The 13,552-nt window shown below is 60.1% G+C and carries 15 protein-coding genes; 9 read left to right on the forward strand and 6 right to left on the reverse strand.

Annotated features, from left to right (window positions below; all coding sequences use genetic code 11):
- Positions 1 to 149 precede the first annotated feature (149 nt).
- The 4 genes from groL to HU806_RS12175 all read right to left on the reverse strand — a co-directional run bounded on the left by groL (position 150) and on the right by HU806_RS12175 (position 3,667).
- Positions 150 to 1,793, reverse strand: coding sequence for a chaperonin GroEL (gene groL / locus HU806_RS12160; protein WP_181288598.1), 1,644 nt, complete (start codon positions 1,791 to 1,793; stop codon positions 150 to 152).
- A 49-nt stretch (positions 1,794 to 1,842) separates the two neighbouring features.
- On the reverse strand, positions 1,843 to 2,136 hold the full coding sequence (locus tag HU806_RS12165) for a co-chaperone GroES (protein ID WP_024619193.1): 294 nt from the start codon (positions 2,134 to 2,136) through the stop codon (positions 1,843 to 1,845).
- Between the two features lie 256 nt (positions 2,137 to 2,392).
- Entirely contained in the window at positions 2,393 to 2,869 is a 477-nt protein-coding gene (locus HU806_RS12170) for an FxsA family protein (protein ID WP_186611610.1), read from the reverse strand.
- A gap of 66 nt (positions 2,870 to 2,935) precedes the next feature.
- Positions 2,936 to 3,667 carry a HugZ family pyridoxamine 5'-phosphate oxidase gene (locus tag HU806_RS12175; protein WP_186611611.1) on the reverse strand — a complete coding sequence of 244 codons (732 nt, stop codon included), beginning with the start codon at positions 3,665 to 3,667 and terminating at the stop codon, positions 2,936 to 2,938.
- A gap of 161 nt (positions 3,668 to 3,828) precedes the next feature.
- Between HU806_RS12175 and HU806_RS12180 the strand changes: the two genes are divergently transcribed.
- Complete coding sequence (locus HU806_RS12180) at positions 3,829 to 4,587, forward strand: SDR family oxidoreductase (protein ID WP_186611612.1); 759 nt, start codon at positions 3,829 to 3,831, stop codon at positions 4,585 to 4,587.
- A gap of 54 nt (positions 4,588 to 4,641) precedes the next feature.
- Here HU806_RS12180 and apbC read toward each other — a convergent pair whose 3' ends face one another.
- On the reverse strand, positions 4,642 to 5,736 hold the full coding sequence (gene apbC / locus HU806_RS12185; protein ID WP_186611613.1) for an iron-sulfur cluster carrier protein ApbC: 1,095 nt from the start codon (positions 5,734 to 5,736) through the stop codon (positions 4,642 to 4,644).
- Positions 5,737 to 6,066: 330 nt separating this feature from the next.
- Between apbC and metG the strand changes: the two genes are divergently transcribed.
- The 8 genes from metG to HU806_RS12225 all read left to right on the forward strand — a co-directional run bounded on the left by metG (position 6,067) and on the right by HU806_RS12225 (position 12,853).
- Positions 6,067 to 8,112 (forward strand): methionine--tRNA ligase, encoded by a 2,046-nt coding sequence (gene metG, locus HU806_RS12190; RefSeq protein WP_186611614.1) that lies wholly within the window; start codon positions 6,067 to 6,069, stop codon positions 8,110 to 8,112.
- Positions 8,113 to 8,238: 126 nt separating this feature from the next.
- Positions 8,239 to 8,811, forward strand: coding sequence for an Rnf-Nqr domain containing protein (locus HU806_RS12195; protein ID WP_186611615.1), 573 nt, complete (start codon positions 8,239 to 8,241; stop codon positions 8,809 to 8,811).
- Positions 8,808 to 9,824 (forward strand): electron transport complex subunit RsxB, encoded by a 1,017-nt coding sequence (rsxB, locus tag HU806_RS12200; RefSeq protein ID WP_186611616.1) that lies wholly within the window; start codon positions 8,808 to 8,810, stop codon positions 9,822 to 9,824. Before HU806_RS12195 ends, rsxB begins: the two co-directional genes overlap by 4 nt.
- Positions 9,811 to 10,797, forward strand: a complete 987-nt coding sequence (locus HU806_RS12205; RefSeq protein ID WP_186611617.1) for an RnfABCDGE type electron transport complex subunit D — start codon at positions 9,811 to 9,813, stop codon at positions 10,795 to 10,797. The genes rsxB and HU806_RS12205 overlap by 14 nt, the downstream gene beginning before the upstream one ends.
- Complete coding sequence (locus tag HU806_RS12210; protein WP_186611618.1) at positions 10,794 to 11,405, forward strand: RnfABCDGE type electron transport complex subunit G; 612 nt, start codon at positions 10,794 to 10,796, stop codon at positions 11,403 to 11,405. The genes HU806_RS12205 and HU806_RS12210 overlap by 4 nt, the downstream gene beginning before the upstream one ends.
- The gene (locus HU806_RS12215) at positions 11,398 to 11,928 is read left to right on the forward strand and encodes an Rnf-Nqr domain containing protein (RefSeq protein WP_186611619.1); all 531 of its coding nucleotides are present in this window, start codon (positions 11,398 to 11,400) and stop codon (positions 11,926 to 11,928) included. The genes HU806_RS12210 and HU806_RS12215 overlap by 8 nt, the downstream gene beginning before the upstream one ends.
- Positions 11,925 to 12,563 carry an endonuclease III gene (nth, locus tag HU806_RS12220; RefSeq protein ID WP_186611620.1) on the forward strand — a complete coding sequence of 213 codons (639 nt, stop codon included), beginning with the start codon at positions 11,925 to 11,927 and terminating at the stop codon, positions 12,561 to 12,563. The genes HU806_RS12215 and nth overlap by 4 nt, the downstream gene beginning before the upstream one ends.
- A 107-nt stretch (positions 12,564 to 12,670) precedes the next feature.
- Positions 12,671 to 12,853: a PA3496 family putative envelope integrity protein gene (locus tag HU806_RS12225; RefSeq protein ID WP_186611621.1), complete on the forward strand. Its 183-nt coding sequence runs from the start codon at positions 12,671 to 12,673 to the stop codon at positions 12,851 to 12,853.
- Positions 12,854 to 12,907: 54 nt separating this feature from the next.
- Here HU806_RS12225 and HU806_RS12230 read toward each other — a convergent pair whose 3' ends face one another.
- Positions 12,908 to 13,534 carry a response regulator transcription factor gene (locus tag HU806_RS12230; RefSeq protein ID WP_186611622.1) on the reverse strand — a complete coding sequence of 209 codons (627 nt, stop codon included), beginning with the start codon at positions 13,532 to 13,534 and terminating at the stop codon, positions 12,908 to 12,910.
- Positions 13,535 to 13,552: the final 18 nt, after the last annotated feature.

The raw sequence follows: 13,552 nt of genomic DNA on the forward strand, positions 1-13,552 counted from the left end.
TGTAGAGGACTTTCACCTCCAAGTCACCAGCGTGGCCACCACAGCCAAGCTGGTTGCGCTTACGCGCAACGCGCCATGCCTGGCGCACGCATTAAAAAACCCCGCCTGCTTTCGCAGGCGGGGTTTTTCGCTACAGGGGTAAGGCTGGCTTACATCATGCCGCCCATGCCACCCATGCCGCCCATGTCTGGCATGCCGCCGCCAGCTGGAGCGTCGTCCTTGATCTCAGCGATCATCGCCTCGGTGGTGATCATCAGGCTGGCAATCGACGAAGCCGCTTGCAGAGCCGAACGAGTCACTTTGGCTGGGTCCAGGATACCCATTTCGATCATGTCGCCGTATTCGCCGGTAGCAGCGTTGTAACCGTAGTTACCCGAACCCTGCTTGACCTTGTCGACCACTACGCTTGGCTCGTCGCCGGAGTTGGCAACGATCTGGCGCAGAGGCGCTTCAACAGCGCGACGCAGCAACTGGATGCCCACGTTCTGGTCATCGTTGTCGCCTTTCAGCTCGCTGATGGCTTGCAGGGCACGAACCAGTGCCACGCCGCCGCCAGGCACCACGCCTTCTTCGACGGCTGCGCGGGTCGCGTGCAGGGCGTCTTCAACGCGGGCTTTCTTCTCTTTCATTTCAACTTCGGAACCGGCGCCAACCTTGATGACAGCAACACCGCCGGACAGCTTGGCCAGGCGTTCTTGCAGTTTTTCACGGTCGTAGTCGGACGAAGTCTCGGCCACTTGTGCGCGGATCTGGGTGACACGAGCCTGGATGTCGGCGTCGTTGCCAGCACCGTCGATCACGGTGGTGTTTTCCTTGGAGAGGATTACGCGCTTGGCGTTACCCAGGTGCTCCAGGGTAGTGCTTTCCAGGCTCAGGCCGATCTCTTCGGAGATAACGGTACCGCCGGTCAGTACGGCGATGTCCTGCAGCATGGCCTTGCGACGGTCGCCGAAGCCTGGAGCCTTGACGGCTGCGACTTTGACGATGCCACGCATGTTGTTCACGACCAGGGTCGCCAAGGCTTCGCCTTCGACGTCTTCAGCCACGATCAGCAGTGGGCGGCCGGCTTTGGCAACGGCTTCCAGCACTGGCAGCATTTCGCGAATGTTGGAGATCTTCTTGTCGACCAGCAGGATCAGCGGGCTGTCCAGCTCGGCAACCATGGTGTCCGGCTTGTTGACGAAGTAAGGGGACAGGTAGCCACGGTCGAACTGCATGCCTTCTACGACCGACAGTTCGTTTTCCAGGCCCGAGCCTTCTTCAACAGTGATCACGCCTTCCTTGCCGACTTTTTCCATGGCTTCGGCAATGATGTCGCCGATGGAGTTGTCGGAGTTGGCGGAAATGGTACCTACCTGGGCGATAGCCTTGGAGTCAGCGCAAGGCTTGGCCAGACCCTTCAGTTCCTTGACGATGGCGATGGTCGCCTTGTCGATACCGCGCTTGAGGTCCATCGGGTTCATGCCGGCAGCGACGGCTTTCAGGCCCTCGTTGACGATCGACTGAGCCAGTACGGTAGCGGTGGTGGTACCGTCGCCGGCGTCATCGTTGGCACGGGAGGCAACGTCTTTGACCAGCTGCGCGCCCATGTTTTCGAAGCGATCTTTCAGCTCGATTTCCTTGGCTACGGATACGCCGTCCTTGGTGATGGTCGGAGCGCCGAAGCTCTTCTCGATGATCACGTTACGGCCTTTCGGGCCCAGGGTCGCTTTTACTGCGTCAGCCAGGACGTTGACACCGGCGAGCATTTTCTTGCGGGCGGAATCGCCGAATTTAACTTCTTTAGCAGCCATGATCGATATTCCTTAAATACTTTGTAGTAGCGGGAAAATGAGCGGGGAATCAGCCTTCGACAACAGCGAGGATTTCGCTTTCGCCGATAACCAGCAGGTCTTCACCGTCGACTTTCACTGTGTTGCTGCCGGAGTAAGGGCCGAACACAACCTTGTCACCCACTTTCACGGACAGCGCACGTACTTCACCGTTTTCCAGGGCTTTGCCTGGGCCTACAGCGAGGACTTCACCCTGGTTTGGCTTTTCGGCAGCCGAACCTGGCAGGACGATACCGCCAGCGGTTTTCTTTTCTTCTTCGCTGCGACGGACGACGACGCGGTCATGCAGAGGACGAAGCTTCATTGTCGATCTCTCCTAATTGTGGTTTTCATCGGCCGGTGTAGTCCCGGCGGGTTTACGGATCCGGCGGTGCCGGGTGCGGTTCGTCAAGCGAACCGCGGAAGTCTGTCCGGTGTTGCCACCGGAAACCTTGCGGTGACCCATACATAAGGGCGTACAAGCCGATTACAAGGGCCGCAGGTGAAATTTTTTACTTAACGAGCAAAACGAACACGGCACCCGAAGGTGCCGTGGCATCGACTGCCGTGTCACTGAAAAGCTACTTGGGATCGCGGTGTTCGAATTCGCCTTCGATCACGTTGGGCTCGCGGCCCAGGGGTTCTCGCGGAGCCGGCCCGCCGCGTGGCTGCAGGTCGTCGGCGAAGGCCCGCTGGTGCATCGCCTGTTCCTCGGCGCGCCGACGCATTTTATTGGCCAGCAACCGACGGGTGATTGGCAACAACATGACCAGGCCCAGCACATCGCTGATGAAGCCAGGCAGGATCAACAGACCGCCACCCAGGGCGAGCATCAGGCCCTCGAGCATGGTCTGCGCAGGCAGCTCGCCCCGACTCAGGCTTTCACGGGCACGCAGCGCCGTGGCAAGGCCGGCAATGCGCAGCACGAACACGCCAAGCATCGAGCCGAGAATGACCAGCAGCAGCGCCGGGAAAAACCCGATCGCACCGCTGACCTTGACGAATACGAACAGCTCCAACACCGGGAATAGCAGAAAGAGCAACAAAAAAGGGCGCATCAAAAGGTTCCTCAACGCAAGAATGCCTTGCTATGAAAACCTAAATGACGTCGCCCTTTCGTGAATTCAAGCGTCAACCTCGGCATTTTTTGGCCATTGTTCGGCGTGGGCCAGATAAACCAAGGCTTCGCGCACTTGTGTCGGCGTGTTGCAAGGCGTGGGAAACGCCAGCCAGTGCAGGCCCTGCCCGATGCGCAGGTGCATGCCTTCGCTGTCGATGCCTACAAGTTGCGCCGGTTCGCTTTTCGGCAGGCCGGCCAGCTCCACGTAATGGGCGATGGCCTTGGCGTGATCGGCGTTCATGTGCTCAATCATGCTGGCTTCGGCTTTGCCGGCAAAGGGGTTGGCCAGGGTGAGCTGGTCGACCCAGTGAATGGCGCCAAAGCCGCCGATGTAGCGATGACGCACCGGCTCGAGCGCCCAGAAATCGAAGTCATGGGCCTTGTGGTAGTTCTGCGAGTCAGGAAAGTAGCGGTAATAACGCTCGGCGGCAGCTTCGATGGCGGCACTGTCTTCGAGTTTTCGAGCTTCGGCCAGGTAAGTCAGGCGTCCCACGGCCTGCACATCCTCGGCGCCCCGCTCGCCCACCAGCATCGAGCACTTGGGGTCTTTTTGCAGGTTGTGCGTGTGCTGGGCGATCCGGCTGATCAGAATCAACGGCCGGCCTTGCTCATCCAGGCAATACGGGACCACGGAGCCGAACGGAAAGCCGGGCATGGATTTGGAATGAGTGGAGAGCATTCCACGGTATTCCTTGAGCAGCAGTTCGCGGGCATGCTTGGTAGCTTCAACGCTCAATTTATGACTCCTTTTATGAAATCCGTCTAGAAAACGGTCAGGTGACTGGAGTAATGTTCCGACACACCAGGGGACAATTCTCGTGTGCAAACGGGCTAACCCGTCGCAATCGAGAGGCCGCCCGAAGAGTCCCTCCACCGCTGTGCCATCTGGACATGAGAATGCAACTCACTGACAAAGTAATCATTATCACTGGCGGTTGCCAGGGTCTGGGCCGCTCCATGGCCGAGTATTTCGCGGGCAAAGGCGCGAAGCTGGCGTTGGTGGACCTCAACCAGGAAAAACTCGACCAGGCCGTTGCCGCCTGCACAGCCAAGGGTGTCGAGGCGCGTGCCTACCTGTGCAACGTAGCCAATGAAGACCAAGTGATCGACATGGTCGCCCGGGCCGCCGATGACTTCGGCGCGATCCATGGGCTGATCAACAACGCCGGGATCCTGCGTGATGGCCTGCTGCTCAAGGTCAAGGACGGCGAAATGACCAAGATGAGCCTGGCCCAATGGCAGGCCGTGATCGATGTCAACCTCACCGGCGTGTTCCTGTGCACCCGTGAAGTGGCGGCGAAAATGGTCGAGCTGAAAAACAACGGCGCGATCATCAATATCTCGTCGATCTCCCGTGCCGGCAATGTCGGCCAGACCAACTACTCGGCCGCCAAGGCCGGCGTGGCGGCCGCCACCGTGACCTGGGCCAAGGAACTGGCGCGCTACGGTATTCGCGTGGCGGGTATCGCACCGGGCTTCATCGAAACCGAGATGACGCTGGGCATGAAGCCCGAGGCCCTGGAAAAAATGACGTCCGCGATTCCGCTCAAGCGCATGGGCAAGCCCGAAGAAATCGCCCATTCAGCCGCCTATATTTTCGAGAACGATTACTACACCGGGCGCATCCTGGAAATGGACGGCGGGCTGCGGATCTGACATCACGGCAGAGGGAAGCGCGCTGGCTCGCTTCCCTCTCTGATCAGCCTGTCATCAATCGTCGCTGACGGTAATGTTCGGCATCGCCGGCGTCGCCGCTTCCTGCAACACGATCCGCGCACCCACGTGGCGGGCCAACTCTTGATAGACCATGGCGATCTGGCTATCCGGCTCGGCGATGACGGTTGGCTTGCCGCCATCGGCCTGTTCGCGGATCAGCATCGACAGCGGTAGCGAGGCCAGTAGCTCAACGCCGTACTGGGTTGCCAGTTTTTCACCACCGCCTTCACCGAACAGATGCTCGGCGTGTCCGCAGTTCGAGCAGATGTGCACGGCCATGTTTTCCACCACGCCCAGCACCGGGATGTTCACTTTGCGGAACATCTCCACGCCCTTGCGAGCGTCCAGCAAGGCCAGGTCTTGAGGTGTGGTGACGATCACCGCGCCCGCCACCGGGACTTTCTGTGCCAGGGTCAGCTGGATGTCACCGGTGCCCGGCGGCATGTCGATTACCAGGTAATCCAGGTCGCCCCACGCGGTTTGCGTGACCAACTGCAGCAAGGCGCCCGAAACCATCGGGCCGCGCCAGACCATTGGCGTGTTGTCGTCGGTCAGGAACGCCATGGACATGACTTCCACGCCGTGGGACTGGATCGGCACGAACCACTTCTGGTCCTTGACCTGGGGTCGCGTGCCTTCGGCGACGCCGAACATGATGCCCTGGCTAGGGCCGTAGATGTCGGCATCGAGAATACCGACCCTCGCCCCTTCACGTGCCAAGGCCAGGGCCAGGTTGGCGGCGGTGGTGGACTTGCCGACGCCGCCCTTGCCCGACGCCACGGCGATCACATTCTTGACGTTGGCCAGCCCTGGTACTTGCGCCTGGGCCTTGTGGGCGGCAATCACGCTGTTGACCTGGACCTTTGCGGCTGTCACGCCGTCCAGGCCCTCGATCGCCATCTGCAGCATTTGCGCCCAACCGCTCTTGAACAGATCGGCGGCGTAGCCGATTTCCAGCTGGACACTGACGCGGTCCCCCTGGATATCGATGGCGCGCACACATCCGGCGCTGACCGGGTCCTGGTTCAGGTAGGGGTCGGTGTATTGGCGAAGAACGGCTTCCACCGCTGCGCGATTGACGGCGCTCATGGGCAACTCCGATAGCAAGACTTGAAAACAGGCCGCTATCCTACGCCGCGCATGCTGTCGTGGCGACCCGATTAAGGACGACAAACGCTCTTGTGGCGAGGGAGCTTGCTCCCGCTCGACTGCGCAGCAGTCGCAATGGGGCTGACGCAGTTCGCCTGCATGCCAGGCTGAAAGCTTTGGGGCGGCTTCGCCCGAAGCGTCGGACCGACCCAGCGGGAGCAAGCTCCCTCGCCACAACCGCGCAGCACTCTGAAACAGCCCCGAAGGGTGAAAAAAAGCCGCCAGCGCTTTATAGTGGCCGACCTCCGTTTCATCAAGTAGCCGAGCCCCATGTCCGAGCCACGCAAGATCCTCGTCACCAGCGCCCTGCCCTATGCCAATGGTTCGATTCACCTCGGCCATATGCTGGAATACATCCAGACCGATATGTGGACGCGCTTCCAGAAACATCGCGGCAACCAATGCATCTACGTCTGCGCCGACGACGCCCACGGTTCGGCCATCATGTTGCGCGCGGAAAAAGAAGGCATCACCCCGGAGCAACTGATCGCCAACGTCCAGGCTGAACATAGCGCCGACTTTGCCGAGTTCCTGGTGGACTTCGACAACTTCCACTCCACTCACGCCGAAGAAAACCGTGAGCTGTCGAGCCAGATCTATTTGAAGCTGCGTGATGCCGGGCACATTTCGACCCGTTCGGTCACGCAGTACTTCGACCCGGAAAAGAAAATGTTCCTGGCCGACCGTTTCATCAAGGGCACCTGCCCGAAATGCGGCACCGAAGACCAGTACGGCGACAATTGTGAAAAATGTGGCGCCACTTACGCACCGACCGACCTGAAGGACCCGAAATCGGCGATTTCTGGAGCTACCCCGGTGCTCAGGGACTCCCAGCATTTCTTCTTCAAGCTGCCGGATTTCCAGCAGATGCTGCAAACCTGGACCCGCAGCGGCACGTTGCAGGACGCCGTGGCCAACAAGCTCGCCGAGTGGCTCGACTCTGGCCTGCAAGAGTGGGACATTTCCCGCGATGCGCCGTATTTCGGCTTCGAGATTCCCGGCGAGCCCGGCAAGTATTTCTACGTGTGGCTGGATGCGCCCATCGGCTACATGGCGAGCTTCAAGAACCTTTGCGACCGCACCCCGGAGCTGGACTTCGATGCGTTCTGGGCAAAGGACTCCACGGCCGAGGTGTATCACTTCATCGGCAAGGACATCGTCAACTTCCACGCGCTGTTCTGGCCCGCCATGCTGGAAGGCGCCGGTTTCCGCAAGCCGACCGGCATCAACGTCCATGGCTACCTGACCGTCAATGGCCAGAAAATGTCCAAGTCCCGCGGCACCTTCATCAAGGCGCGGACTTACCTGGACCACCTGTCGCCGGAATACCTGCGCTACTACTACGCGGCCAAGCTGGGCCGTGGCGTCGACGACCTGGACCTGAATCTCGAAGACTTCGTGCAGAAGGTCAACTCCGACCTCGTGGGCAAGGTCGTCAACATTGCCAGCCGTTGCGCCGGTTTCATCCACAAAGGCAACGCCGGTGTGCTGGTGGCGGGCAATGCCGCCCCGGAGCTGACCGATGCCTTCCTGGCCGCCGCGCCAAGCATCGCCGAAGCCTACGAGGGCCGCGACTTCGCCCGTGCCATGCGCGAAATCATGGGGCTGGCCGACCGTGCCAACGCCTGGATCGCCGACAAGGCACCGTGGTCACTGGCCAAGCAGGACGGCAAGCAGGACGAAGTCCAGGCGATCTGCGCCCTGGGCATCAACCTGTTCCGCCAGTTGGTGATTTTCCTCAAGCCGGTGCTGCCGCTGCTGGCCGCCGATGCCGAAGCGTTCCTGAACGTCGCGCCACTGACCTGGAACGATCACCAGACTCTGCTGAGCAACCATCAGTTGAACGAGTTCAAGCCGTTGATGACCCGGATCGACCCAACCAAGGTACAAGCGATGATCGACGCCTCCAAGGAAGACCTGGCGGCCAGCCAGACCGACACCGGCGGCCCTGCTGGCAACGGCGAGCTGGCCAAGGATCCGTTGTCGCCGGAAATCGATTTCGATGCGTTCGCCGCCATCGACTTGCGCGTGGCGCTGATCATCAAGGCTGAAGCCGTCGAAGGCGCCGACAAGTTGCTGCGCCTGACCCTGGACATCGGCGATGAGCAACGCAACGTGTTCTCCGGCATCAAGAGTGCGTACCCGGATCCTGCCAAGCTCGAAGGCCGGCTGACGATGATGATCGCCAACCTCAAGCCGCGCAAAATGCGCTTCGGTATTTCGGAAGGCATGGTGATGGCGGCTGGCCCCGGCGGCGAGGAAATCTACCTGCTGAGCCCGGACAGCGGTGCCAAGCCGGGCCAACGAATCAAATAACACCACGGCGCGCTGCACCGATCCCACAGTGGCTGTCGAGCGACTGTGGGATTTTCATATCTGGCCCACTCTCACGGCGTGCCGGATAATGCCTACTCTTGTAACAGGCACTGTCACCCAATACCCATGACCGAAATCCTCTTGCCCCTGTTGAGCGCGGCCCTGATCAACAACCTTGTGTTGCATTGGCCGCTGGGTGTCGATCCGCTCTTGGCAGCCGAGGGCAGAAACCAAGTCCATGCCCTGGGCCTGGCGACGGCATGCCTGATGCTGATAGTCGGGACCTTGGGGTATCTGATCGAGCATTGGCTGCTGGTGCCGGCCGACCTGGCGTCGCTGCGGTTATTCGTGTGGCTGCCCCTGAGCGTCTTGCTGATCGGGCCGTTGTTGCGGCTGCTGGCACGCACGTTTCCTTTGTTGCCATTCGACGGCCTGTGGCCCATGTTGCTCGGCAACGCCGGCATATTGGGTGTCACCCTGCTCAACAGCCGGGAGGGATCAGGCTTGGGCCAGGCCATTGCCGCGAGCCTGGGCGCCGGGCTGGGTTTCTGGCTGGTATTGAGTCTGTTCGATGACTTGCGCCAGCGAGTCCTGGATAACAACATTCCCCAGCCTTTTCGAGGCCTGCCGATTCAGTTGATCAGCGCCGGACTGATGGCGGTGGCCTTTCTCGGATTACGCGGGCTGGTCAAGACATGAGCCTGATTCAACGTATCGACGCCTTGCTCCCGCAGACTCAATGCGGTAAATGCGGCCATCCCGGTTGCAAGCCTTACGCCGAAGGCATCGCCCAGGGTGAGCCAATCAATAAATGCCCGCCAGGCGGTAGCGAGACCATCGCGGCCCTGGCCGAGCTGATGAAGATCCCGGTGCTCGAGCTGGACGTCAGTCGCGGCTCGGCGCCGGCTCAGCTCGCCTTTATCCGGGAGGCCGAATGCATCGGTTGCACCAAATGCATCCAGGCCTGCCCGGTGGACGCGATTGTCGGCGCGGCAAAGTTGATGCACACGGTGCTTGTCGACGAATGCACCGGCTGCGATCTATGCGTGGCGCCTTGCCCAGTGGACTGTATCGAGATGCGGCCATTGCCGATGGCAAGCGTATTGCCGGTCGTCGGCGGCTTGGCCTTTAGCGTCGAGGAACAGCAGGCCCGAACCGCCAAGCGCAATCACGCCCGCCGACGCTTTGAACAACGCAACGCGCGCCTGCGTCGCGAAGAAGAGCAGCGCCAGGCCGAGCGTCTCGCCCGGACCCAGCGCAACGTCCAGCAAGCCGAGGCACAGCCCCTTGACCCGGTGCAGGCCGCGCTGGAGCGAGTGCGCGCGCAGAAAGCCGCCGGCGCCGATGCCGCCTTGAAAAAAGCCAAGATCGATTTGGCCATGAGTCGGGCGCAACTGAACAAATCCTTGAAAGCGTTCGGCCATCCGCCGACCTTCGAGCAGCAGTCGCAACTGATCGTCCTGCAACGCCAGTTCGAGACGGCGGAGCAGGTGCTGGCCCAACTGGAAAACAGCGCTTGCCCCGTTGCTCCAGCGCCAGCCGTCAAGCCAGTAAACGACGCCGAGCTCAAGCGGGCCAAGATTCAACTGGCGATGCGTCGCGCAGAGCTGAGCAAGGCCCGGACTGCCGCGACCTCGCAAGAGCAACTGCAAGCGTTGGAGCAAGCCGTAAAAGACGCCGAACGACAAGTGAACGCTCATGCCGCTACCTGACCCGATGGACGAACGGCTGCGACAAGCAATGCGGCAAGTGCTGCTGGCGGCGCTGCCCGGAGTGCTGGTGTCGGTGTGGGTCTACGGCTGGGGCGTGCTGCTCAACTTGCTGTTGTCAGGCCTCGCCGCACTGGCGGTCGAGGCGTTGGTGTTGCGTTTGCGGCGATGGCCACTCAAGCCGGGCCTGAGCGACGGTAGCGCATGGGTCAGCGCCCTCTTGCTGGCCTTGGCCTTGCCGGCGTATTGCCCTTGGTGGCTGATCGTCACAGCGGTCGCCTGCGCCTTGTTGTTTGGCAAGCATTTATGGGGCGGAGTCGGCAGCAATCCGTTCAACCCGGCGATGTTGGGGTATGCCCTGGTGCTCGTGGCGTTTCCCCAGTATGTGAGCCAATGGCCGTCGCTCCACGGCATGGGCCTGCTCGAGGGCTTGCGGCAGGTTGCCGGCATTGCCCAGGCGCCCGATGGGTGGGCCGGAGCCACAGCGTTGGACAGCCTGCAGATCAATAGAAGCCTGACCATCGATGAGCTGTTCGCCAGCAACCCGGCGTTCGGTCGCTGGGGTGGACACGGTGTCGAGTGGATCAACCTGGCCTTCCTCGCCGGAGGCCTGTTTCTGTTGCGACAAAGGGTATTCAGTTGGCACGCCCCGGTGGGCATGCTTGTCAGCTTGTTCACGATCAGCTTGCTGTGCTGGAACGGCTCGGGCTCGGACTCCCACGGCTCGCCACTGTTTCATCTGCTGACCGGAGCCACCATGCTGGGCGCGTTTTTTATCGCCACCGAACCCGTGTCGGGCGCGAAGGCCCCGCTCGCCCGGCTGTTGTTCGGCGCCGGCGCAGGATTGCTGGTCTATCTGATTCGCACTTGGGGCGGTTTCCCGGATGGCGTGGCGTTCGCGGTGTTGTTGATGAACCTCGGCGCGCCCGCGCTGGACCGCTTCGCCGAGGCACGACAAAGGCGTTCGGTGACATGAAAAACGTCACGGGCATTTTAATCCTGATACTACTGACCGGCCTTTGCATCGGCGCCACGTATGTCATGCAAATCAATACCAGCGGGCGCATCGAAGCCCAGCGACAAGCGATAGCCAGCAAAACCTTGCTCGACGTATTGCCGGCCGACCGCTACGACAATCAGCCGCTGGAGCGGCCCGTCCTCGCGGCTCCGGTCACTTTATCTCACAGCACCTTGCTGGGCGGTTACCTGGCGACCCACACCGGCCGGCCCAGCGCAGTGCTGTTACGCAGCCAAGTACTGGGTTATGAAGGCAGCATCGAACTGCTGACCGCTATCGACCCGACAGGCCGACTACTGGGAGTGAAAACACTGCGCCAGTCGGAAACTCCAGGCCTGGGCGCGGCAATTGCCGGTTGGCCGAACACTTGGCTGCAAACCTTTCACGGAAAGTCACGCCAGGCGCCTACCGATGACGGCTGGGCCTTGAAAAAGGATCAGGGCCAATTCGATCAACTGGCTGGCGCGACGGTCACGTCCCGGGCCGTGCTCCAGGCTGTACACGACGCGCTGCGTTACTTCGACGAAAACAAGGCTCGGCTGACAGGAACGATTGATCATGAATAAACCTGCGGCCTGGACCCGTGGGCTGGTGCTCGTCCCCCTGGTGGGCGCAAGCGACTCGCTGATCAATTCGCTGCTTCTATGGTGTGCCTGGGTTCTGATCAGCTTCACCCATGGCGGCACAATGATTTTGCTGAGGCAACGCCTCACGGCCGACCAACGGCTTGTTGCGTCGATCGTCCTGGCCGCGGCGCTGACCGCTTGCGCAAGCCTTGTTGCAGAGGCCTGGATGCTGGAGCACCACGGAGTGTTGAGCCTGTATATCGGATGGATCGCCGTGAGCTGCGTAGTGCTGGAGCACGCAACCATCGTCGAGCCCCGCATGGCTGCCCATCTCAGGCTGGCGGGACAGTTTGGCCTGTTGATCATCACCCTGGGCGCTCTGCGGGAATTGATCGGCAGGGACGTCCCACTGGCCCTGCTCGCCCCTGGCGGATTCATTCTGCTGGGCTTGCTACTGGCGGCTTACCAAGCCTGGAAAACCATCAAAGCCCCATCACCCCAAGAGGAACCGCCGCGCCCATGAACGCCGCAAAACGCCTGGAAATATTTCGTCGTTTTCATGAAGACAACCCGGAGCCGAAAACCGAACTGGCTTATTCCTCTGCGTTCGAGTTGCTAATCGCGGTGATCCTGTCGGCCCAATCCACCGACGTCGGCGTCAACAAGGCTACCGCCAAACTTTTCCCCGTGGCCAATACGCCACAGGCGATCCATGCCCTTGGCGTTGAAGGGCTGTCCGAATACATCAAGACCATCGGGCTGTTCAATAGCAAGGCAAAAAATGTGATCGAAACCTGTCGCCTGTTGATTGAGCGCCACGGGGGGGAAATTCCACAGACTCGGGAGGAGCTGGAGGCCCTGCCGGGCGTCGGTCGCAAGACTGCCAACGTGGTCCTCAATACGGCGTTTCGTCAGTTGACGATGGCGGTCGATACCCACATTTTCCGCGTCAGCAACCGCACCGGCTTGGCCCCGGGCAAAAATGTGGTGGAAGTGGAGACGAAGCTGCTGAAATTCGTACCCAAGGAATACCTGCTGGATTCCCATCACTGGCTCATCCTCCACGGGCGTTACGTTTGCCTGGCGCGCAAGCCACGCTGCGGGAGTTGCAGGATCGAAGACCTCTGCGAATACAAGCACAAGACATCGGACGATTGAGGCGCTATTGCTCCTGTTGATAAGTCGATTGAAAAAATCTTTTTTACCCGCCGGTGGTTTATCGATATAAGGAGCGCCAATGGCATTCTTAGCCTGGAGTCGAACCCATGAGTACTGGCAAAGAACAATTGGATGTAGAAGACGATTTCATCGCCGTCGAAGCTGACGACGCGGAACCTGCGGTCGTGGAAGTGGCGAAAACCAACCTGAGCAAACGCCGTACCATCGATAACCTGCTGGAAGAGCGTCGCTTAGAGAAGCAACTCGCCGATTATGACTTTGATCTCTGACACGTAAAAGCCTCCCTGATGGAGGCTTTTTACTGATTACGCGTAGCCGGAAACTCACACCAAGCCATTTCGCTGTGCCAGTTCGATCAGGTCGACCAGCGAGCGGGCATTGAGTTTCAACAACAAGCGAGTCTTGTAGGTGCTGACGGTCTTGTTGCTCAGGAACATCCCATCCGCTATTTCCTTGTTGGTCTTTCCGCGAGCCAGTTCCTGAAGGACCATCATTTCCCTTGCGGACAGGCGATCAACCATATCGGACTCGCTGGCATTCCCAAGGCTTGAACGAACCGTATGCAATGCTTGGTTAGGGAAATAGCTGTAGCCGGACAGCACCGCCTTTATTGCGCTTAACAGCTCGGTCAAATCCTGTTGTTTGCAAACATAGCCGGCGGCACCTGTCTGCATGCAGCGCATAGAGAAATGTCCGGGCGATTGTGAAGTCAGCACTAATACCTTCAAGGGTGATGGATTGGCGGTCAAACGAGCGATGACCTCCAACCCATCCAATTTCGGGATCCCAATATCCAGGATGACAATGTCAGGCATTTGTTCCCTGGCAATCTGTAACGCATCGACGCCATTATCTGCTTCAGCGATAACTTCATATCCATGGCGCTCCATTAGCAAACGTACAGCAAGACGAATGACGGGATGATCATCCACGATCAGCACTTTATTCATGGGCAAATCCAAATTCGC

Origin of the sequence: Pseudomonas sp. SWRI154, assembly GCF_014268645.1 — a bacterium.
Lineage (GTDB): Bacteria > Pseudomonadota > Gammaproteobacteria > Pseudomonadales > Pseudomonadaceae > Aquipseudomonas > Aquipseudomonas marvdashtae.